The organism is Martinezella rhizogenes (genome assembly GCF_027460065.1).
GTDB classification, from domain to species: domain Bacteria; phylum Pseudomonadota; class Alphaproteobacteria; order Rhizobiales; family Rhizobiaceae; genus Agrobacterium; species Agrobacterium rhizogenes_C.
The window spans coordinates 100236-120917 of the sequence record NZ_JAPYZZ010000005.1; the positions used below are offsets into that span (position 1 = coordinate 100236).

At 59.5% G+C, this 20682-nt stretch carries 18 protein-coding genes; 8 read left to right on the forward strand and 10 right to left on the reverse strand.

Features of this window, described 5'->3' with window-relative positions; genetic code table 11:
• Positions 1 to 21 precede the first annotated feature (21 nt).
• The 4 genes from O8B93_RS10140 (at position 22) to O8B93_RS10155 (ending at position 4384) form a co-directional block, all read left to right on the forward strand.
• Complete coding sequence (locus O8B93_RS10140) at positions 22 to 1365, forward strand: extracellular solute-binding protein (RefSeq protein ID WP_269709681.1); 1344 nt, start codon at positions 22 to 24, stop codon at positions 1363 to 1365.
• An 83-nt stretch (positions 1366 to 1448) separates the two neighbouring features.
• Entirely contained in the window at positions 1449 to 2339 is an 891-nt protein-coding gene (locus O8B93_RS10145; RefSeq protein WP_269709682.1) for a carbohydrate ABC transporter permease, read from the forward strand.
• A 7-nt stretch (positions 2340 to 2346) separates the two neighbouring features.
• A complete protein-coding gene (locus O8B93_RS10150; protein ID WP_269709684.1) occupies positions 2347 to 3231 on the forward strand; it encodes an ABC transporter permease subunit in 885 nt (294 codons plus the stop codon).
• 31 nt (positions 3232 to 3262) lie between these two features.
• A complete protein-coding gene (locus O8B93_RS10155) occupies positions 3263 to 4384 on the forward strand; it encodes a sn-glycerol-3-phosphate import ATP-binding protein UgpC (protein ID WP_269709685.1) in 1122 nt (373 codons plus the stop codon).
• A gap of 72 nt (positions 4385 to 4456) precedes the next feature.
• Here O8B93_RS10155 and O8B93_RS10160 read toward each other — a convergent pair whose 3' ends face one another.
• From O8B93_RS10160 to O8B93_RS10190, 7 genes are all read right to left on the reverse strand, one after another.
• Complete coding sequence (locus O8B93_RS10160; protein ID WP_269709686.1) at positions 4457 to 5284, reverse strand: carbohydrate ABC transporter permease; 828 nt, start codon at positions 5282 to 5284, stop codon at positions 4457 to 4459.
• Complete coding sequence (locus O8B93_RS10165) at positions 5281 to 6165, reverse strand: carbohydrate ABC transporter permease (protein WP_269709687.1); 885 nt, start codon at positions 6163 to 6165, stop codon at positions 5281 to 5283. Before O8B93_RS10165 ends, O8B93_RS10160 begins: the two co-directional genes overlap by 4 nt.
• Before the next feature lie 67 nt (positions 6166 to 6232).
• Positions 6233 to 7507: an extracellular solute-binding protein gene (locus O8B93_RS10170; RefSeq protein WP_269709688.1), complete on the reverse strand. Its 1275-nt coding sequence runs from the start codon at positions 7505 to 7507 to the stop codon at positions 6233 to 6235.
• Positions 7508 to 7581: 74 nt separating this feature from the next.
• Positions 7582 to 8655 (reverse strand): ABC transporter ATP-binding protein, encoded by a 1074-nt coding sequence (locus O8B93_RS10175; protein ID WP_269709689.1) that lies wholly within the window; start codon positions 8653 to 8655, stop codon positions 7582 to 7584.
• A gap of 7 nt (positions 8656 to 8662) precedes the next feature.
• Positions 8663 to 10174: an arabinosylfuranosidase ArfA gene (gene arfA / locus O8B93_RS10180; RefSeq protein WP_269709690.1), complete on the reverse strand. Its 1512-nt coding sequence runs from the start codon at positions 10172 to 10174 to the stop codon at positions 8663 to 8665.
• A 121-nt stretch (positions 10175 to 10295) separates the two neighbouring features.
• Positions 10296 to 11225: an ArsR/SmtB family transcription factor gene (locus tag O8B93_RS10185; protein WP_269709691.1), complete on the reverse strand. Its 930-nt coding sequence runs from the start codon at positions 11223 to 11225 to the stop codon at positions 10296 to 10298.
• Between the two features lie 193 nt (positions 11226 to 11418).
• Positions 11419 to 12711: an ABC transporter substrate-binding protein gene (locus O8B93_RS10190; protein WP_269709692.1), complete on the reverse strand. Its 1293-nt coding sequence runs from the start codon at positions 12709 to 12711 to the stop codon at positions 11419 to 11421.
• Between the two features lie 112 nt (positions 12712 to 12823).
• Here O8B93_RS10190 and O8B93_RS10195 point away from each other — a divergent pair, with 112 nt between their 5' ends.
• From O8B93_RS10195 to O8B93_RS10210, 4 genes are read left to right on the forward strand one after another with little or no spacing between them, the layout of a single operon-like run.
• Positions 12824 to 13888 carry a LacI family DNA-binding transcriptional regulator gene (locus O8B93_RS10195; RefSeq protein ID WP_269709693.1) on the forward strand — a complete coding sequence of 355 codons (1065 nt, stop codon included), beginning with the start codon at positions 12824 to 12826 and terminating at the stop codon, positions 13886 to 13888.
• On the forward strand, positions 13881 to 15758 hold the full coding sequence (locus tag O8B93_RS10200) for a DUF2264 domain-containing protein (RefSeq protein WP_269709694.1): 1878 nt from the start codon (positions 13881 to 13883) through the stop codon (positions 15756 to 15758). Before O8B93_RS10195 ends, O8B93_RS10200 begins: the two co-directional genes overlap by 8 nt.
• Positions 15755 to 16771, forward strand: coding sequence for a hydroxyacid dehydrogenase (locus tag O8B93_RS10205; RefSeq protein ID WP_269709695.1), 1017 nt, complete (start codon positions 15755 to 15757; stop codon positions 16769 to 16771). Before O8B93_RS10200 ends, O8B93_RS10205 begins: the two co-directional genes overlap by 4 nt.
• Complete coding sequence (locus tag O8B93_RS10210; protein WP_269709696.1) at positions 16768 to 17550, forward strand: sugar phosphate isomerase/epimerase family protein; 783 nt, start codon at positions 16768 to 16770, stop codon at positions 17548 to 17550. The genes O8B93_RS10205 and O8B93_RS10210 overlap by 4 nt, the downstream gene beginning before the upstream one ends.
• Before the next feature lie 174 nt (positions 17551 to 17724).
• On the opposite strand, the gene O8B93_RS10215 is transcribed toward O8B93_RS10210, so the two are convergent.
• The 3 genes from O8B93_RS10215 to O8B93_RS10225 all read right to left on the reverse strand — a co-directional run bounded on the left by O8B93_RS10215 (position 17725) and on the right by O8B93_RS10225 (position 20645).
• Positions 17725 to 18798, reverse strand: a complete 1074-nt coding sequence (locus O8B93_RS10215; protein WP_269709697.1) for an ABC transporter ATP-binding protein — start codon at positions 18796 to 18798, stop codon at positions 17725 to 17727.
• A gap of 91 nt (positions 18799 to 18889) precedes the next feature.
• Positions 18890 to 19765, reverse strand: a complete 876-nt coding sequence (locus tag O8B93_RS10220; RefSeq protein WP_121691113.1) for a carbohydrate ABC transporter permease — start codon at positions 19763 to 19765, stop codon at positions 18890 to 18892.
• Positions 19758 to 20645 (reverse strand): carbohydrate ABC transporter permease, encoded by an 888-nt coding sequence (locus O8B93_RS10225; protein WP_080842764.1) that lies wholly within the window; start codon positions 20643 to 20645, stop codon positions 19758 to 19760. Before O8B93_RS10225 ends, O8B93_RS10220 begins: the two co-directional genes overlap by 8 nt.
• Positions 20646 to 20682 lie beyond the last annotated feature (37 nt).

A 20682-nucleotide genomic window follows, 5' to 3' on the forward strand; every position in this document is an offset into this window, starting at 1 on the left:
TCCATCAACGGGGCTCAACTCATGAAATCTTCCGCTCTGACTTCCTTCGTGGCCGGCATCGCCGTCGCCGCCGCCTTCGGCGCCACGGCTGCCCACGCAGAAAAGACCAAGTTCGAATTCTGGTACGGCCTTTCCGGCGATCTCGGCGACCGCGTTCAGGAAACCTGCAAGAAGTTCAACGATTCCCAGGCCGACTTCGAGATCGTCTGCACATCGCAGAACGAATATGAAACCACCCTGCAGAACACCATCGCTGCCTATCGCGCCAAGAAGCAGCCCGCCATCACCCAGATCTACGACGCCGGCACGCTGGACATGATGTTGTCCAAGGCGTTCGTTCCCGCCAAGAAGCTGATGGCCGACAACGGCTACAAGATCGACTGGAACAATTATTTCCCCGGCATCGCCAATTATTACGCCACGGCTTCGGGCGAGCTGAACTCCTTCCCCTATAATTCCTCCACCGCCGTCTTTTATTACAATGTCGATGCCTTCGAAAAAGCCGGCATCACCTTCAAGCCCGACACCTGGGAACAGGTCGAAGAGGCTGCCAAGAAGCTGAAGACCGCCGGTTTCGAATGCCCGCTCGCCTTCAATTTCGACACCTGGATGCTGATGGAGCAGTTCTCCGCCATCCACAACCAGCCGATCGCCACCAAGGGCAATGGCTATCAGGGTCTCGATGCCGAACTGACAATCAACAAGACCAAATTTGTTGATCATGTCAAATTCTTCAAGAAGATGCAGGACGAGAAGCTGTTCGTCGTCAAGACCAAGCAGCTCGGCATGGACATTCTTCCCGCCTTCACCTCGCAGACCTGCCAGATGTTCATGTCGTCGATCGCGGGCCACGGCACGGTCGGCAAGGCCATGCCGCAAGGTGTGAAGTGGGACGTCGCCATGCTGCCGATCTGGAAGGGCACCGAGCGTCACAATTCGCTGGTCGGCGGCGCTTCGCTGTGGGTCATGGCCGGTCGCCCGGACGCCGAATACAAGGGTGCCGCCGCATTCCTGAACTTCATCGCCCAGCCAGACATGGTTGAGTGGTGGTCGACGGTCACCGGCTACATCCCGGTCACCAAGACGGGCTTCGACGCCATGAAGGCCAACGGCTTTTATGACAAGGCTCCCTATAAGGGTCGCGAAAAGGCAATCGAAAGCCTGACGTTTACGCCGCCTTCCGAATATACCCGCGGCATCCGTCTCGGCGGCTTCACGCAGATCCGTAAGGAAGTCGCGACCTCGCTCGAAGCCATCTTCATGCAGAACGCCGATATCCAGACCGAACTCGACAAGGCCGTGGAGCGCTCCAATACCGGCCTGCGCCGCTTCGAAAAGACCTATGAAGGCGCCAAGTTGAACTAAGCCCGTCTTCGTTGCCGTCATAAGGCCTGTCCGGACATACTCCGGGCAGGCCCGCCTAGAATCTCGAACATTGCCGGTCTCCAATGGAAAAACGTACCGTTTTCAAAAGCACATGGCTGCCTGTGCTCTTCGCCCTGCCGCAGTTCCTGCTCATCCTTCTGTTCTTCTATTGGCCGGTTGTCGCGGTGCTGAACTGGGCATTCACCCTCGAACCACCCTTCGGCGGCCCGGCGGAATTTGTCGGCCTTGCCAATTTCGTGGAAACCTTCGGCGATCCGCTCTACTGGCAATCGATTGTCACGAGCCTGACCTTCGCCATCGTCGGGCCGTTTTTTGCCATTCTCATCGGCCTCGTGCTGGCCCTTGCGGTCGATCGCCAGCTTCCCGGCTCCGGTTTCTTCCGGGTGCTTTATATCCTGCCCTATGCGATCGCCGGTCCCGCCGCTGGCATGGCCTTCCGTTTCATCCTGTCGCCGGAACGCGGTCTCGCCGCCTCCCTGAACGCCTGGTGGCCGGATATCTGGAATCCCGCCAAATATAATGAACATGCGCTGACCCTCATCATCGTCATCTTCATCTGGAAATGGGCGGGTTACACCTTCATCTTCCTGTTCGCCGGCCTGCAATCGGTGCCGCGCTCGCTGACCGAGGCCGCTGCCATGGACGGCTCCGGGCCGATCCGCCGCGCCATCGACATCCAGGTGCCGCTGCTTGCGCCCACCCTGTTCTTCCTGACCGTCATCATGATGACCGAAGGTTTCGTCGGCGCCGATACATTCGGCATCGTCGCCTCCACGACCGAGGGTGGTCCCAACCACGCCACGGAAGTGATGGTCTATCGCATCGTCAGCGAGGCCTTCGAGGGGCTGAACTATTCCGGCGCCTCGGCGCAGAGCCTCGTCCTCATCGGCCTCATCATGGTCTTCACCTTCGTTCAGTTCCGCTTCGTCGAGCGGCAAGTCCATTACAAGTGAGGCGGCGATGATCCAGCGCACACCCTATGCCGACGCCCTGACCTATACGATCATGGTGGCGGGCTTTCTCCTGCTCATCGGCCCTTTCCTCGTCGTCATTTCCGGCGCCAGCCAGACGGTTCAGCAGGTCAACAGCGTGCCGTTCAGCTTCATGCCGCAGGGCGAATTTTTCGCCAATGCGCAGGCCGCCTGGGCACGCGCCAATCTCGGCAACGCCCTCTTGAACAGCCTGATCATGGCGACGCTGGTGACCATCGGCAAGGTGGCCCTCTCCGCCTTCACCGCCTTCGCCATCGTCTTCTTCCGCTCGCCGCTGAAACACCTGTTCTTCTGGACGGTCTTCATCACCCTGATGCTGCCGCTCGAAGTGCGCGTGGTCCCGACCTATTCGGTCGCCGCCGACCTTTTCCAGCCGGTCCGCTCCATTCTCGGCCTGTTCGGCATCGAGTTGACGCTAGAATGGAACCTCCTGAACTCCTATGCCGGACTGACCCTGCCGCTTGTGGCCACCGCCACCGGCACTTTTCTCTATAGGCAGTTCTTCATGACGATCCCCGACGAGCTGGCCGAAGCGGCCCGCATGGACGGTTCGGGCGCCGCACGTTTCTTCGTCGATATGCTGCTGCCGCTCTCGCGCACCAACATGCTGGCGCTCACCACCATCATGTTCGTTTATGCCTGGAACCAGTATCTGTGGCCGCTGCTGATGATCACCGACCCTTCCTACAAGACGGTGATGATGTCGCTGAGGGCGCTTTTGCCCGCCGAAGACGGGACGCCGGACTGGAACGTCACGCTGGCCGGTTCCCTCATCATCATCTTGCCGCCGCTTTTCGTCGTGGCCTTCCTGCAACGCTGGTTCGTCCGTGGCCTCGTCTCGTCCGACAAGTGACGCGCGGCTTTCAACAACAAGGTTTTCTATCATGGCTCAGATCGATATTCGTCAGGTCCGCAAATCCTATGGCAAGACGCAAACCCTGCACGGGGTGGACCTTTCTTTCGACTCCGGCGAATTCGTCGTCATTCTCGGCCCTTCGGGCTGTGGCAAATCCACGCTTCTGCGCATGATCGCCGGCCTGGAGGACATCACCTCGGGCGAGATCGCCATTGGCGGGCGCGTTGTCAACACGCTGGAGCCGCGTGAGCGCGGCTGCGCCATGGTGTTCCAGAATTATGCGCTTTATCCGCATATGTCGGTGGCCGGCAATATCGGTTATGCGCTGAAAGTCGCCGGCGTTCCCAAGGCCGAACGCCAGCGCCGCATCGAGGAGACCGCCAAAATCGTCGGCCTGTCCGACTATCTGGAACGCAAGCCGGCCGCCCTTTCCGGCGGCCAGCGCCAGCGCGTGGCCATGGCCCGCGCCATCATCCGCGAACCCGCTGTGTTTCTCTTCGATGAGCCGCTCTCCAACCTCGACGCCAAGCTGCGCGTCTCCATGCGCGCCGAAATCCGCAAGCTGCACCAGCGCCTCTCGGCCACCTCCATTTTCGTTACCCATGACCAGGTGGAAGCCATGACACTGGCCGACCGGCTGGTGGTGATGAACAAGGGCAATGTCGAGCAGGTCGGCCATCCGCTCGATATTTATCACCGCCCGGCCAGCACCTTTGTCGCCTCCTTCATCGGCTCCCCCGCCATGAACCTCTTCACCACAAAGGTGGAAGTGGAAACCCCTGCCGTGATGCTTTCCGGCACGCCGGTGAAACTCTTCCCCGAAACCGCGCTGGAACTGCGCGGCCGCAACGTGACGGTCGGCATCCGCCCGGAACAATGCGTGGTGAGCATGGATGGCCCCGGCGTGCCGGCTGTGGTGGATTTTGTCGAAGAACTTGGCTCCGGCCGCATCGTACATGCGGATATTGCCGGCGAAACCTTCTCCGCCGCCATCGGTGAAGATCTCCTGGTAAAACCCGGCCAGCGCATTCACATGGAGCTTCCCGCCGCCCATCTCCATTTCTTCGACCCGGCCACCGGCAAGCGCATTGAAACGGAAGGCGCGGTGGAAACTGCCCGCGGCAACAACGAGAAGCTGCTCGCGGTCTGAGCCTCGCGCAAGATATGTCCGTCGCGGTTTAGAAAACTCTCTGCCCGCGCCGGACAAGCAATCGAGCCGGCCTCACCCCTTCACGCCTGATGAGATCATGATCGCTTCCGTCACGCGGCGCTGGAAGACGACATAAGCGATGATGACCGGCAGGGCGGCCAGCATGGCAATGGCCATCAAGCGTGCATAAACAATGCCGAAAGTATCGTTGACCTGCGTGATGCCGACGGGGATCGTCATCATGTTTTCAGAGGTGATCACGAGGAAAGGCCAGAAGAAGGCGTTCCACACCGTGATGAAGGTCACGATGGCGAGAGCGGTGGTGATGCCCCAGTTCAGCGGCAGATAGACCTTGAAAAGAATGGTGTATTCGCCGCCACCATCCAGAACCACGGCTTCGCGCATTTCCTTGGGCACGCTGTCGAAGAACTGCTTGTAAACGATGATGACGATGGGCGTGATGAGCTGTGGCAGGATGATGCCCGCCCAGGTGTTGATGAGGTTGAGGTTCTTCATCAGGATGAACTGGGTGACCACAAGCGTCTGCGCCGGCACCATGAAGCTCGCCAGCACGATGCCATACAGCAGGCGGCGTCCCGGAAAACGGATCTGCGAGAGGGCGTAGGCGCACAACATCGAAATCAGCAGGACGGAAACCGTGACGATTGCGGCGGTTCCGATGGAATTCACATACCAGGTCAACAGCCGCGTGTTGAATATGGCATTCACATAAGCTCCCAGCTGGAACTCATCGGGCAACAGCGACATGTTGCCCGCGACATTATTATCCGAGCGTAAAGACGTCACGAAACCCCAATAGAGCGGAAAAATCCACACGAGCGCCGCCGAAAATGTCAGCAGGGTCAGAACGACGTTTTCTAGTCTCCTCGCGAAGCTCATGAATTCCTCCGGATGCGCAGCAACTGGAACTGAAGAATGGAAACGATGACGATCAGCAGGAAGAGCACGGTGGAAACGGCGGAAGCATAACCGCCATTGTTCAGCTGGAACGCCTCGCGATAGACCTTGAGCAGAAGCACAAAGCTGGAATTGAAGGGCCCGCCACCGCTCAGGAGATAGATCTGATCGAATATCTTCAGCTGCAGGATGAGTTGCAGCGTGAGAACCAGTGCGGTGACGGGCCAGAGAAGCGGCCATGTCACCCGCCAGAAGCGTTGCCAGGTCGTTGCGCCATCGAGCGAGGCAGCCTCGTAAAGCTCGGTCGGGATATTGCGCAACCCGGCGATGAACAGCAGCACGTTAAAGCCGTTCGTCCACCAGATGGTCACGACGGCGACCATCGGCATCACCCAATAGGGGTTCTTGAAAACCGCGACCGGCTTTCCGGCAATCAGCGAGATGACAGGCTGGAGAATGCCGAACTGCAGATCGAGCATCCATGCCCAGATTTCCGTGACGACCGAAACCGGCAGCACATAGGGCAGGAAAAACAGGCTCATGGCGATCGTCTGCTTCACGCCCGACAGGCGGCTGACGGCAAGAGCGATCATGAGCGCGATGACTGTCGTCGGCACGACGGTCAGAAGCACAAAATAGCCGTTGTTTTTCAAAGAGGTGACGAAGAGACGGTCGCTCAGCAGTTTTGCGTAGTTCGCAAACCCTACCCAGTCACCGTCACCAATCAGCGGCGCATCGGTGAAACTGATGCGCACCATCTCGATCAGCGGATAAAGGAAGAAGGTGACGAAGACCACGATGAACGGCGCCACCATCGACAGCGCGATCAGCGATTTCTTGCGCCGGTTTTCAATCATAGCCATGGAATATCTCCGGGACCTTGCGCATTGCGTGCTGCCCTCCGGCGAGAGGCCGGAGGGCAGGTTTCCGTTACTTCAGCTTGCTTTGCAGCTCGTCCTTGATCTGTGCCACCGCATCCGTGCCACTCATGAAGCCCTGAATGGCCGGCGCGATGACGTTGAGCGCGGCATCATAGGCAGGCGAGGCAACACCGGTGATCGTCGTCTTCGGATCGAACACCGCCGCTTCCGCCAGCGATGCATAGGTCGCGTTCGGCTGCATCGCCTTGTATTCGCCGCTTTCGGTGATCGATTTATAGGCGGGGATATGACCGGCATCGGCCCAGCTGATGGCGTGTTTTTCCATCCAGCCGATCACCTTCATCACGGCGGCGCGCTTCTCGCCCGAAACGGTCTTGTCACCCTGATTGGGAATGGCAAAGGCGTGTGAATCCGCCCAGGTGGCGCGTTTGCCCATGAAAGGCGGAACCTCGACTGCGCTCCACTTGAAGCCCAGCTTGCCGTTTTTCTCCAGGTCCTTGTAGGTCGGCACTTCCCAGACGCCATTCAGCTGGAAGACGGATTTTCCGGCGGAGAAGAGCGCAACCGAGGCAGGATATTCCGCCTGCTCAGGCGCCCAGCCGTTTTCGCGCCATTTCGACATGGTGTCGATCGCCTTGGCGGCCTTTTCGGCATTGTCACCGGCCAGCACCTCGCCATTGGTGACGAGTTCACCGCCCTGCTGCGAGAACAGGGTGTAGAAGACGCGCCAGACACCGGCTTCACCGCCGGACTGGTAGGTCACCGGCGTCTCAACGCCTTTCTCCTTCGCCCAAGCCAACGCCTTCTCAAAGTCATCCATCGTCTTGATGCCGGTCAACTTGCCTTCGGCATCGATATAGGGCGAGCCCTTGAGAAGATCGGCATTGTAATAAAGAATAAGCGCGTGAATATCGAAAGGCACGGCATAAAGCTTGCCATCATGGGTGGCCGCCTCGAGCGGCGCGCTGAAGAAATCGTCCTTCTTCAGGCCGGCTTCCTCCAGGTCCTTGTCCGTGATCTCGCTCAGCACCTTTTCTTGCAGGGCAAGCGGCGCGCGCGACAAGTGATAGGTCATGACATCGGGTCCTTCCCCGACGGCAGAGGCGGTTCGCACTTTGGTATAAAAGGGGACGCCCCATTCCAGCGTCGTACCCTTGACCTGAATATCCGGGTGCTCCTTGTTGAAGGCATCGATCAGCGCCTTCATGCGCACGCCGTCACCGCCGGACAGAAAGTCCCACCAGACGATATCCTGTTTGGCCAGCGCCGGCAGGGCCGTCAAACCCAGAACCGTGCCAACAAGCAATGTCTTGATCAGTCGCATCGTTCACTCCTCCCGTTTATGTGGAAACACCCCTGCTGGGGCGGTCTGCTGCATCGAAAGGCGCCTCCTCGCGCCTATCGCAATCTTTTGCCGTCGCTATCGAAAACCATGATGTGGTCGGGCGAGGCGCTCAGCGGGACGGACCGGCCATCCAGACTTTCGCGCGAGCCCTGCCGCTGCACGATGATTTCCTTGCCCGAGGCCGCGCGTGTGTAGAGATAGGAAACATCCCCCAACTCCTCCGCCACCTCGACATTGACAGGCAGGGCGCCATCCTGCGCGATCGTCAGATGCTCCGGCCGAACGCCGATTTCGACCCGCTGGCCAGCGGAAACAGGCTGCGAAAGCCGCGCTTCGAGATGTCTCTGGCCACCATTGAGGGAAAGCGTCACGACGCCGTTTCGCTGTTCGACAATCTGCGCCTGCAAGAAGTTCATCGCCGGCGAGCCGATGAAGCCCGCCACGAACCGGTTATCAGGATCGTCATAAAGAGTGAGCGGTGCACCCGCCTGCTGCACAACGCCGCCTTTCAGCACGAAAATCTTGTCCGCAAGCGTCATGGCCTCCACCTGGTCATGCGTGACATAGATCATCGTGGCGCCGAGCTTGCGGTGAAGACGCGTCAGTTCCAGCCGCATCTGGACGCGCAGCTCCGCATCGAGGTTCGAAAGCGGCTCGTCGAAAAGGAAGACCTTCGGCTGCCGCACGATGGCGCGGCCGATCGCCACGCGCTGCCGTTGGCCGCCCGAAAGCTGCGACGGTTTTTTATGCAGATGGTCTTCAAGCTGCAGGATGCGGGCAGCCTCGCCCACCCTTTCATTCACCTCGGCTTTCGGGCGGCGCGCAAGCCGCAGGCTGAAAGCCATGTTCTCGAACACACTGAGATGCGGATAAAGCGCATAGTTCTGGAACACCATGGCGACGCCGCGTTCGGCCGGTTCGACGGCCGTGACATCACGGTCGTCGATGGCGATGCGGCCGCCGCTGGTCTCTTCAAGACCGGCAATCATGCGCAGCAGCGTGGATTTACCGCAACCGGAAGGCCCGACAAAGACCGCAAAGCTGCCGGTCGGGATTTCCATCGAGACATCCCGGATCGCTGCGAAAGATCCGAAGGACTTGGCTATATTGTTGAGACGGACACCCATGGCCGCCTCACTGAACCTTCAGCCGCAGCACATGATAGGACAGTGCCGGCACGGAACCCTTCAACGCCCCGTCTTCGACGCCAACGCCGCTGCCCGGCGTCGGCACGACGCGATCCGGCTGATCCGGCCCGTTGCCGACACGCAGGTCATATCCCGCCATGGCAAGATGCAGGTCGAGTGTTGCCGACGAGAACCCGGTGAGGCTGACATTGATATCGGCCGCCTCGGTGAGATGCCGGTTCAGCACGAACAGCGTCACCATACCTTCGGCTTCATCATAGACACCGGCGACGTCGAGATATTTGACGTCATCGGCCGCGTTGCAATCATAGGTCGGGCAATCGACCGCGACATTCAGCGCAACGCCGCGACCATAAAGCGAGGCGAACTGATAGGGGTAATAGATCGTCTGGCGCCAGGCCGGACCGTTCTTTTCCGCCCGGATGGGGGCGATGACATTGACGAGCTGGGCGATGCAGGCGATGCGCACGCGATCCGAACGGCGGATGAACTCATTGAGCAGACCGGCGACAAAAAGCGCATCCTCGAAGTTATAAGTCTCTTCCAGAAGTGCCGGCGCTTCCGGCCAGTCCCAGCTCTTGATACGTTTGCCGTCGTCTTCGCGAATATGATACCAGACGTTCCATTCGTCAAAGCAGATGGACACGTCGTTCTTGGCGCGCTTCTTCGCCTTCACGTAATCGATGACACCGGCAATGGTCTGGATGTAGCGCCCGGTTTCTTCGATCTTGCCGAAATAATTGAGCGTGTCGCGGCTGTTATTGCCGAAATATTTGTGCAGCGAGATGTGATCGACATTCTCGTAGCATTCCTCCAGCACCTCGCGCTCCCATTCGGGATAAGTCGGCATGCCGTCATTGGAGCTGCCGCAGACGATCGCTTCAATTGTCGGGTCGAAGCCCTTGAAAGCCTTGGCGGTTTCGTTGGCCAGACGGCCATATTCCACTGCGGTCTTGTGGCCGATCTGCCAGGGGCCGTCCATCTCGTTGCCGAGGCACCACATCTTCACGCCGTGGGGCTTTTCCGTGCCGTGGCTGCGGCGCAGATCGCTGAGCGCCGTACCACCTGGGAAATTCACATATTCGAGGAAGTTGCGGGCATCATCCAGACCACGGGAACCGAGATTGACGGCAAGCATCATCTCGATACCGGCCATCTGCGCCCAGTCGGCAAATTCGTTGATGCCGATCTGGTTGGTTTCCTTCGAACGCCAGGCAAGGTCGAGACGGATGGGGCGCTGGTCGCGCGGGCCGATGCCGTCCTCCCAGCGATAGGCAGACACGAAGTTGCCGCCGGGATAACGGATGGCCGGGATTTTCAGGTCCTGCACGAATTTCAGGACGTCCTTGCGAAAGCCGTTCGCATCCGCCTGCGGATGGCCGGGCTCATAAATCCCGCCATAGATCGCACGCCCCATATGTTCGATGAAGGCGGAATACAGACGATCGTCGATACGCCCAATCCGGAAGTCCCGGTGGACTGAAACCCGCGCTTTCATAGGCTCTCCTCCCTGCGCATTTATATCTTAAAATATGATATGAACCATATTTGATAATATAGTTGCCGAGGGAATCCGCGCCTGTCAACCGCGAAAATCATACTTTTGAAAATTGAGGGGTTCAGCCCGCGGTACGCAGGCGCAGGACGATGTCCTGATCGTAATTGCCGAAACCGCGGCCGAATATATTCAATCCGCCGGGATGTTTTGCATCGGCCTTGACCTCGATGCGCAACCGGATGGACCGATGGCTGACGAGATCGATATCCGCAAGCGTGACGTCCGAAATTCGCGTTCCGTCGACATAGGTTCCCTGTGGCGTGATGCGCCAGGTTTTCAGCATGCCATATTGGGACCCGGAGAGTTTCCACCAGTCTGGTGTAAAGACGCCCCGCTTGTCACCGAAGTCGCCGGGCGAGGTCCAGACACCGATTTCCTTGCCATTTACCGATAGCGTGATATCGGATGGCCAGTTGCTGTGGGTTCCCGGCACCTCGGAACTGACTTCCATCGAAAACTCGATTTCCTCGACGTCCCGACCTTGAATCTTGGCATTATTGGGGAATTGATACTCCACGAAACCCGAGGTCAGCCACAGCAGCGCCGTCTTCATACGGTCCGGATCCATGAATGTATCGGGCACATCCAGCAGCCCGATGATACCCTCCGGCGAGCAGATGCCGCAGGGCGCGGTGACCGAACTCTGCGTATAAAGACCGAGCGGCATCGCTACTGCAATATAGTTGGAAGCTGCCGGCGTCTCCGGTTTCCGGAAGGAAACGATAAGCTCGTCGCAGGTGGCAAAGCAGATTTTCTGGCTGCCCTTGCGCGCCTTTCGCGTCTCCGTTCGCAGCAGCCCCGCCTCTTCGAGAACCGCCACGCCGGCCGATACGGTGGATTGCGGCAGCGCCAACCTCTGGGCGATCTCGTTGACGTTCAGACCACTGGACTCATGCAGCAATTTCAATATCTGCACGCGGATCAGCGAGGCGGCCGCCTTCAGCACATCGAATTCTTTTTCAGCATCAACGAGGAGGAAATTGGGCGCCATTGTCTAATCTTCAGATTTATCGATCCAGATCAGAATTTCTGGCTTAAATGCCCTGCCCTTGTCCAGTCCTGTTTGTCATAAAGCCGTAGTAGAGAGCGTAAAGCGCCGCTCATCCCCTCGCGATCCTCTCGCAATCAATGAAAAAAGCACCGCCACACGGCTGCGAGACCGCGTGGCGGTGCCCTTTTTGTCGTCAACCGCGCTTGCGCAGGGTCCGCGTGCCGGTGTCGACAAGATTCTGCGCCGCCTCATCGACGCTGGCGCGACCGAAGGCAAGCGAATCGGCAATCGGCCGCATCACACCACGGTCGAATTCATTGGCGCCGATCGGGGCGGGTTCCGGATAGGGATCGAGTTTGCCGGACAGGCCCTCGATATAATCCACCGTCTTGCGTTCGGTCTCGTTGAGGCTTGGCAACACCGCCTCGCGCACCTTTTTCGCCGGCGGCACGCCGCGCTCGACACCCAGAACCTTGCCGGCGTCAACATCGTTGACGAAGAAGTTGATGAACTTCGCCGCCGCTTCCGGATTGGTGGAGGTGGAGGAAATGCACCAGATAAGACCCGGCCGATAATAATGTCCGGTCGGCTTGCCCTCACCCTCACCGGGCAACATGCCGATGGACAGCGTCTTCTTGTTGAGCGCCTGGTAACCCACGAGTTGGTTGGAATAGGCAAAACCGATGGCCGAATTGCCAAGCGTCAAAGCGTTGGATTCGATGGTATTGTCATCACGCGTCTGGATATCGGCGGAAACGCAGACCTTGTCCTCGCGCAGCTTCTCCCAGTAGGCGAACCATTCCTTGGCGTCTTCCTTATTGAAACCGATGGTGCCATCCTGGAACAGGAGCTTGCCACGCTGGCGCAGCCACACATCGAAAACATAATGATACCGCGCGCCATAGGGCACCGCCCAGTAGTTTCGCTTTGCCGGGCCATTCTTCTTGAAATCCCGCGCCAGCTCTGCCAATGCCGTCCACGTGATCTGCCCCGCCGGCATGGAGACGCCCGCTTCCTTCAGCGCCTCGGCATCATACATCATGCAGAAGGAGTTGAGCCCGAGGCCAACGCCATAAAGCTTGCCATCGATACGGCAAAGATCGATCTCGCTCTTGCCGAAGTTGGAAAGATCAAGCGCCGAGCCGACGAACTGGTCGAGTTCCATGCAGGCGCCACGGCCGGAATAATCGGCAATCGTGGAAGGTTCGAGCTGGAAGATATCGGCGACATTGCGCCCCGCCATGGAGGTCGCAAGCTTGGTCCAGTAGTCGGAACCGGCAATCATCTCGCCGCTTACCACCGTTTGCGGATCGGCCTTCTGGTAGAGCGAAATCACCTCATTGGTGCGCTTGTTGCGGTCTGCCGAGCCCCACCATACGCAACGAAGCCGGGTTTCCGCCGCCATCGCGCGAAAACCGCCCGCCGCGGCCCCCAGGCCGGCCAGCGCCGCCGTCACCAGAAATCCACGTCTATCGATCATTTGCATCTGCTCCTCCCGCGTTTTGCAAATTTTTCAGATGTCACTTAAATTCTTGCAAATTTTCTTAGTTTGCAATATTTGCATCACAATAGATTTTTTTGCAAGCGCAGGAGACGATATGAACGATACGCCCGACATCAGCCGCCCGCGCCAGTCGGATATCGCCCAGCGCGCCGGCGTCTCCATCAGCACCGTCTCGCGGGTTCTGGCAGGCGAAAAGGGTATCAGCGCTTCGATCCAGACCAAGGTTCTGGGGGTGGCGGCGGAACTCGGTTATCCGCTACGGCCGGTCACCAGCCAGACGGGCAGCGTGCCGCTGGAAGGCAAGAAGGTGCTCGCCCTCATGTCCGCCGAGCGTGCGACCGGCGATATCGGCGCGTTTTATCACGATATTTTCGACATGCTGCGCAGCCTTGCCCAGACGGATGGGTTCGAACTCGACATTCGGCTGCTGCACCAGAAACAGGTGGATGACGCCCTGACGCAGCGCGTCTGCGAAGCGGACGGCCTTCTCGCCATCGGCCTCGACCCTGAGGATGAGATCATCCATCGCATCACGCAGGGCGTGCTGCAGCCGGTTCTGGTCAACAGTGCCGATCCCTCGATGATGCTCGATTGCGTTTCGCCTTCCAACTTTTACGGAGGCGCGCTGGCGGCACGGCGGCTGCTGGAACTCGGCCATAGCAAGGTCGCTTATATCGGCCCGCACCACCGCCACACCATACGCGAACGCATGCGCGGCTTCCGCCAAACCATCCTTGAACAGCAAGGAACCGTCTATGAGGAATTCCTGCTCACGACAGTGGATAGCGGCTTCGGTCAGGCAGGCGATGCGGTTCGCCAGCTGCTCGCCAAAAACCCCGATCTCACCGGTATTTTCTGCATGAACGATGCGATCGCGCTCGGCGCGCTGGGAGCGGCACAGGAACTTGGCCTCGCCGTTCCCGACGATATTTCCATCATCGGCTTCGACGACCTGCCCTTTGCGGAACTGTCCACTCCCCGCCTCAGCACCATCCGCGTCGATCGCCGTGAAATCGCCCGCGAGGCGGTGGAACTGATGCGCCGCCGGCTGACAGAGCCTTCCGCCAATGCCCGGCAGGTGCAGCTGGGCGTGCAGCTGGTGGCGGGAGAGACCGCAGGCAATGCGAAAAAGACGGGAAAGGCGACACGTAATGCATGATGCGGCAAACAATGATCCGATGACCCGTTTCAACCCGCTGCATGGCAATCCGCTCAAGACCCGCGCCGATGTCCGGCGTGCGCTCGATGACAGTTTCGCGCCCCTGCTCCCCTATTTTTCACCGGGTGGGGCAAGGGTAACCCTCAGCGGCACCGCCGCGCATTTCGACCGGGCCGCGGCCGATCTGGAGGGATTTGCCCGCCCGCTCTGGGGCATCGCGCCGCTTGCGCTGAGCGGCGACAGTTTTGAGCATTGGCCACTTCTGGCAAAAGGCATCGCCAACGGCACCGATCCCGCCCATCCCGATTACTGGGGCGATGTGCGCCAGAAGGACCAGCGGCTGGTGGAGCTTGCAGCACTTGGTTTCGCATTGCGGCTTGCGCCGCAACATCTCTGGGAGCCATTGTCCGACGCGCAGAAGGATAATGTAAGCCGCTACCTGTTGACGGCACGCGAGCGCAATTATGCCGATAATAACTGGAAGTTTTTCCGGGTGATGGTCGACATGGCACTCGACCATCTCGGCATCGGTTTCGACCGCAGCCTGACCGAGACATTCCAGAAGGAACTGGACAGTTTCTACATTGCCGATGGCTGGTATCGCGACGGCAATTATCGCCGCATCGACCACTATATCGCCTTCGCCATGCATTTTTACGGCCTGATCTATGCCAGGCTCAGCAAGCCTGACGATGCCTATGCCGCACGTTATCGCGAGCGCGCCCGCCTCTTCGCCGGCGATTTCGCCAGCTGGTTCGACGAGGATGGTGGCGCGCTGGCCTTCGGTCGTTCCATGACCTATCGTTTCGCCTGCGGCGGCTTCTGGGCCGGCCTTGCCTTCGCCGATGAGGAAGCACTGCCCTGGGGCGAGATCAAGGGGCTTTATCTGAGCCATCTGCGCTGGTGGGCGAACAAGCCGATTGCGGATCGCGATGGCGTGCTTTCCATCGGTTATGCCTATCCGCAGCTGACCATGTCTGAAAGCTACAACTCGGCCGGTTCGCCCTATTGGGCCTTCAAGGCCTTCCTGCCGCTGGCGCTTCCAGAAAGCCACCCCTTCTGGCTGGCGGAGGAAAAACTGCCCCCGGCGGTTTCAAAACCCCGGCCGCTCGTTCATCCCGGCATGGTGATGACGAGGACCAAGGGCAACGTCACCGCACTTTCCAGCGGGCAGGAGAACCTCTCCATGCGCGGCGGGCCGGAGAAATACGCCAAATTCGCCTATTCCTCCCGTTACGGCTTCGGCGTCGAGGTGGATGAGCGCGGTTTCAAGACCAATGGTTTCGACAATATGCTGGCCTTCTCCGACGACGGCCTGCATTACCGGGTGCGTGAGACCAATCAGAAGGTTCTGCTTGCGGGGAATAACCTGCGGGCGACATGGAAACCGTTCTCCGATGTCGAAGTCGAAACGACGCTGGCGGCGGCGGGGGACTGGCATATCAGGCTGCATCGAATTTCCTCCCCGCGCCCTCTTTCCGTCACCGAAGGTGGCTTCGCAATCAACCGCAATGACGGCGACAGGGATGTTGTGAACGAGGCAACCGGCCGGACAACGGCAGATAGCGGCACCGATATATCGGCCATCGTCGATCTCGGTTCCACAATAAGTCGTCAGGGCGTGGCGCTGAAGGCGCTGCCAAACACCAACCTTATCAACGCCAAAACCACGGTGCCGCAATTGCGGGGCGAGATTCCGCCTGGCGAAACCCTCCTCGCCTGCGCCGTTTTTGCAGGGTTGTCAGCACCTGAAAGTGAAAGAGCCTTGGCAGCCGCCCCCGCGCGCCCGGACCTTGAGGCGCTCGACCGCCTGTTTGCAGAACACGGTGTCCCCGTCAGCAGCATGGCGGCGACCGGAGAACCGCAATGACGAACCCGCTTCCGCGTCTCAGCCTTGCCATGGACCCGGAGCGGACACAGCATGTGCTGACACCAAAGGCGCTCGAGAGGCTGTCGCAACGCGTTGAAATCCTCGATATGGCGCGGATTTGCGATTTTCACGATCCATCCGTGAAAGACCGGCTGGAACGCACGGATATTCTCCTTACCGGCTGGGGTTGTCCCGAGATCGGCACACGGGAACTGGCACTGATGCCCCGGCTGAAGCTGATCTCCCACGCCGCCGGCACGGTCAAATATTTTCTCTCGGAAGCGGTCTTTGAACGCGGCATCACCGTGTGCAGCGCGGCGGAGGCGAATGCGCAGCCGGTTGCCGAATTTTCGCTGGCGATGATCCTGCTCGCAGGCAAACGCACCTTCGGCTTCAGGCGCCTCTACGAGCGGGATCGCGGGCGGATCAATGTCGAACGACTGCAATCGGCGCCCATCGGCAATCTCGGCCTGACGGTCGGCATCGTCGGGGCGTCGCGGATCGGACGGCGCGTCATCACTCTTTTGCGCTCCTTCGATCTCGATCTTGTCCTCTTTGACCCTTTTCTAAGTCTGGCGGAGGCGGAGCGACTCGGCGTCCGCCTCGTGTCGCTTGATGCGCTGATGGCGATAAGCGATGTCATATCCCTGCATGCGCCCTCCCTGCCCCAGACCCGGCATATGATCGGTGCCGCAGAGTTCGCCCGAATGAAGGATGGCGCGACGCTGATCAACACCGCGCGCGGCGCGCTGGTGGATGAAAATGCGCTTCTGAGCGAACTGAAGACCGGCCGCATCGAGGCGGTCATCGACGTGACCGATCCGGAAGTGCCGCCGCCGGATTCGCCTTTCTACAGCCTGCCTAATGTGTTTCTGACGCCGCACATCGCCGGCGCCGTAGGCCTCGAGCGCGCACGTCTCGGCGACATGGCGATTGCCGAGATCGAGCGTTTCTGCACAGGCCGGGCGCTGGAACAGGAGGTGCGCCCTGAACATCTGGAACTGATCGCATGAGGATTTTTAAACCCGGCCTCTGTTCCGTCACCTTCCGGTCGCTTCCGCCGCAGGCCGTCATCGATCTTGGCGTGGCAAACGGCATCAAGGCGATCGAATGGGGCGCGGATATCCATGTGCCGCCCGGCGATGTCGACAATGCGAGGGATGTGGCGGAACGCACAACCGAAGCCGGCCTCACCGTCTCCTCCTACGGCTCCTACATCTTCGCGCCGGATTTTACGCGGGAAGATTTGACCGCCGTTCTTGAAACCGCCAAAGCGCTCGGCACCAGCCATATCCGCATCTGGCCGGGCCAACGCAAACGGCCCTCCACCGACTACTCTCCCGCCGAGCGCCGCAGAGCCACCGAGGCGCTGGCAGAGATCGCCCGCCACGCGCAAGATTACGGCATGACGATCGGCCTCGAATATCACCCCAATTCACTGACGGACACCCTGCCCTCGGCCCTGCAACTGGCGCAGGATTTGGCCGTGCCCAACCTCTTTTTCTACTGGCAGCCGGCACCCGGCCTGCCGCTCGAAAAGGCTCTCGCTGAAATATCGGAAATCGGCTCACACATCTGCCATCTGCACGTCTTTGCATGGCTTGCCGACACCAGCCGCCTGCCGCTTGCCGACCGCGCGGATTATTGGCGGTCGTGTGTCAAGGCGCTACCGCAGAGCGAATGGACGAAACCGGCTTATGCGATGCTGGAATTCGTCAAAGGTGACGATGTCGGCCAGTTTGCGGAAGATGCGGTGGCGTTAAGCGAGATCCTCGCCGGTCATAGCGATTAGTGCACGATTGCAACCTCACACGCGACGTCATTCTCGGCCCTGTGCCGGGAATCTAATCACGTTGAACAAAATCAACACTTTGAAAATCCTCGGGACAGGCCCGAGGATGATAAACGCAAGCTTTGCGAACTTCGTTGGCCGCCCTGTGGTGAGACAGCTCTCACCCACCCACTCTCATATCCGCCGCCCATCCGCCCCGAACAGATGCGTCTTGGCCAGATCGAACGCAAAGGGAATGGTCTCGCCGATGCGGATTGGGCGCTGGCCGTCCAGCAGCACGGTGGCTGGTTGGCCGTCCGGGGTGCTGGTGTAAACCACCGTCGAGCCGCCCAGATGTTCCACGAGCTGGATGGACGCTTCGCCGAGCGAGGACTGCGCCTGCGGGTTGACGTGTTCGGGACGCACGCCGAAGGTCAGCGGCTCGCCTTCCTGCGCCGCGACCGGCTTTTCCAGCACGATGCGCTGGCCGGCAACCTCGATGGTGCGGTTGGAACTGTCGCCTGAAACCACTTTGGCGGAGAGGAAATTCATCTTCGGCGAGCCGATGAAACCGGCGACAAACTGGTTGGCCGGATTGTTGTAAAGATCGAGCGGGCGACCGACCTGCATGATGCGGCCATCGCGCAGGACCACGATCTTGTCGGCCATCGTCATGGCTTCCACCTGATCGTGCGTCACATAGATCATGGTGCTGCCGAGCGTCTGGTGCAGCTTGGCGATTTCGACGCGCATCTGCACGCGCAGTTCCGCATCGAGGTTGGACAGAGGCTCGTCGAAAAGGAAAATCTTCGGCTCGCGCACGATGGCCCGGCCGATGGCGACACGCTGGCGCTGGCCGCCCGAAAGCGCCTTCGGCTTGCGCTGCAACAGCGGGCCGATCTGCAGGATATCGGCGGCCTTCTGCACCCGCGCCTCGACTTCCGGTTTTTTGTAACCCGCGGTTTCCAGCCCGAAGGCGAGGTTCTTGTAGACACTCATATGCGGATAAAGCGCATAGGACTGGAAAACCATGGCGATGCCGCGCTTGGAGGCGGCTGTTTCGTTGACCCTTTCGCCATCGATGCGAAGATCGCCCTCGGAGATTTCCTCCAGCCCGGCAATCATGCGCAAAAGCGTGGATTTGCCACAGCCCGATGGGCCGACAAAAACGGTGAATTCACCCGGTTCGATCTTCAGATCGATGCCGTGAACGACCGGAAAAGCGCCGAACCGCTTGACGATTTTTTCCAGAGTAATGCTGCTTGCCATGCTGTTTCTCCCGACTGTCGCGCCGCGCCAATGGCGGCCGCGACAGTGTTGATGGTCTTATAAAATGCGTTCTCGGTCCGGTTCCCTCGGTTCAGCGTTTCATTCCCGTCGTGGCGATGCCTTCGATCAGCAGCCGCTGAAAAAACAGGAAGAACAGGAAGACCGGCACCAGTGACAGGTTGGACATGGCGAAAAGCGAGGTCCAGTCCGAGCTGCCGGTGGAATCCACGAAGGATCTGAGGCCGAGCTGCACGGTGTAGGTGTTGATGTCGTTCAGATAGATCAGCGGGCCGAAGAAATCGTCCCAAGTCCAGATGAAGGAAAAGATGGCGGCCGTCGCCAGCACCGGCATCGACAGGGGCAACATGATCTTCCAGTAGATGCGAAAGGGCGAGCAGCCATCCATGACAGCCGCCTCGTCCAGTTCACGCGGGATACCACGGAAGAACTGCACCATCAGGAAGATGAAGAAGGCATCCGTCGCGAGGTACTTCGGCACGATCAGCGGCAGCGAGGTGTTCACCCAGCCCATTTCCAGAAACAGGATATATTGCGGGATGAGCACGACGTGATAGGGCAACATCAAGGTGCCTAGCATCAGCGCAAACCAGAAATTGCGCCCGCCGAACCGAAGCCTTGCAAAGGCGAAGGCGGTGAGCGAGCAGCCGACCACATTGCCGATGGTGGCCAGCACCGAGATGAAGAAGGAGTTCCAGAAGAACTGCCCGAAACTCACCTGCAGCCCGCTCCAGCCACGAATATATCCGCCGATATCGACCGACGAGGGAATGAGCGAGGAAGAACCGAACAGCTCATCCTGCGGCCGGAACGAACCCGAGATCATCCACAGGATCGGATAGAGCATCGCAAAGGAAGCGATGATCAGCGCGGTGTGGAGCATCACCGATTTTAGCGGCGAACGTTGCGGGCCTTGTCCGGGCCGGGGAGCGGTAACAGCATCAGTCATCGTAATGCACCCAGTATTTCGCGCTGAGGAACGAGAAGGCCGTGAACAGCGAGATGATGATCACCAAAATCCAGGCAAGCGCCGAGGCGTAACCCATGCGGAAGAAACCGAAGGCTTCCTGATAGAGGTAGAGCGTGTAGAACAGCGTCGAGTTGATCGGCCCGCCGGTGCCTTCGGAAATGATGAAGGCGGGCGTGAAGGCCTTGAAGGCATCGATCGTCTGGATCACGGCATTGAAGAAGATCACCGGGGTCAAAAGCGGCAGGGTAATGCGGAAGAACTGCCGCACCTTGCTTGCACCATCGATTTCGGCGGCTTCATACATATCCTGCGGAATTTGTCTCAGACCCGCGAGGAAGATGATCATCGGCGAACCGAATTGCCAGACCGACAGGATGACCAGCGTGTAGATCGAATAATCCGGATTGGAAATCCAGCTTGGTCCTTCATAACCGAAGGCCTGCCAGAGGATCATGTTGACGAGGCCGTCGGAGGCGAAAAGCTGGCGCCAGAGCACGGCAATGGCCACGCTGGAACCCAGCAGCGACGGCAGATAGAAGATCGCCCGGTAGAGCGTCAAACCCTTGATGCCGCGATTGAAGGCGAGCGCCACCAGCAGGGCGAAGATGAGCTTCAGCGGCACCGACAGCAGCACATAGGTAAAAGTCACCTGCATGGCCGCTGCAAATTTCGGATCATCGGTGGCGATACGCACATAGTTTGCCGCCCCCACCCAGTCCGGTGACTGCAACAGGTCGTAATTGGTAAAAGACAGATAAAGCGACGCGAGCGCCGGGCCGAGGGTAAGGCCGAAAAAGCCGATAAGCCAGGGCAGGAGAAACAGGTAAGCATGAATGTTGCGGTCAAACATCCGCCTCATGCCGCCCCGCTTCGGGAGAGCCGCGCCACGGCTCTCC

Coding starts and splice junctions, on each gene's coding strand:
- O8B93_RS10225 (WP_080842764.1), bottom strand. CDS start 20,645: ATGAGGCGGATGTTTGACCGCAACATTCATGCTTACCTGTTTCTCCTG.
- O8B93_RS10170 (WP_269709688.1), bottom strand. CDS start 7,507: ATGCGACTGATCAAGACATTGCTTGTTGGCACGGTTCTGGGTTTGACG.
- O8B93_RS10160 (WP_269709686.1), bottom strand. CDS start 5,284: ATGAGCTTCGCGAGGAGACTAGAAAACGTCGTTCTGACCCTGCTGACA.
- O8B93_RS10195 (WP_269709693.1), top strand. CDS start 12,824: ATGAACGATACGCCCGACATCAGCCGCCCGCGCCAGTCGGATATCGCC.
- O8B93_RS10190 (WP_269709692.1), bottom strand. CDS start 12,711: ATGCAAATGATCGATAGACGTGGATTTCTGGTGACGGCGGCGCTGGCC.
- O8B93_RS10185 (WP_269709691.1), bottom strand. CDS start 11,225: ATGGCGCCCAATTTCCTCCTCGTTGATGCTGAAAAAGAATTCGATGTG.
- O8B93_RS10205 (WP_269709695.1), top strand. CDS start 15,755: ATGACGAACCCGCTTCCGCGTCTCAGCCTTGCCATGGACCCGGAGCGG.
- O8B93_RS10215 (WP_269709697.1), bottom strand. CDS start 18,798: ATGGCAAGCAGCATTACTCTGGAAAAAATCGTCAAGCGGTTCGGCGCT.
- O8B93_RS10155 (WP_269709685.1), top strand. CDS start 3,263: ATGGCTCAGATCGATATTCGTCAGGTCCGCAAATCCTATGGCAAGACG.
- O8B93_RS10140 (WP_269709681.1), top strand. CDS start 22: ATGAAATCTTCCGCTCTGACTTCCTTCGTGGCCGGCATCGCCGTCGCC.
- arfA (WP_269709690.1), bottom strand. CDS start 10,174: ATGAAAGCGCGGGTTTCAGTCCACCGGGACTTCCGGATTGGGCGTATC.
- O8B93_RS10210 (WP_269709696.1), top strand. CDS start 16,768: ATGAGGATTTTTAAACCCGGCCTCTGTTCCGTCACCTTCCGGTCGCTT.
- O8B93_RS10200 (WP_269709694.1), top strand. CDS start 13,881: ATGCATGATGCGGCAAACAATGATCCGATGACCCGTTTCAACCCGCTG.
- O8B93_RS10220 (WP_121691113.1), bottom strand. CDS start 19,765: ATGACTGATGCTGTTACCGCTCCCCGGCCCGGACAAGGCCCGCAACGT.
- O8B93_RS10150 (WP_269709684.1), top strand. CDS start 2,347: ATGATCCAGCGCACACCCTATGCCGACGCCCTGACCTATACGATCATG.
- O8B93_RS10175 (WP_269709689.1), bottom strand. CDS start 8,655: ATGGGTGTCCGTCTCAACAATATAGCCAAGTCCTTCGGATCTTTCGCA.
- O8B93_RS10145 (WP_269709682.1), top strand. CDS start 1,449: ATGGAAAAACGTACCGTTTTCAAAAGCACATGGCTGCCTGTGCTCTTC.
- O8B93_RS10165 (WP_269709687.1), bottom strand. CDS start 6,165: ATGGCTATGATTGAAAACCGGCGCAAGAAATCGCTGATCGCGCTGTCG.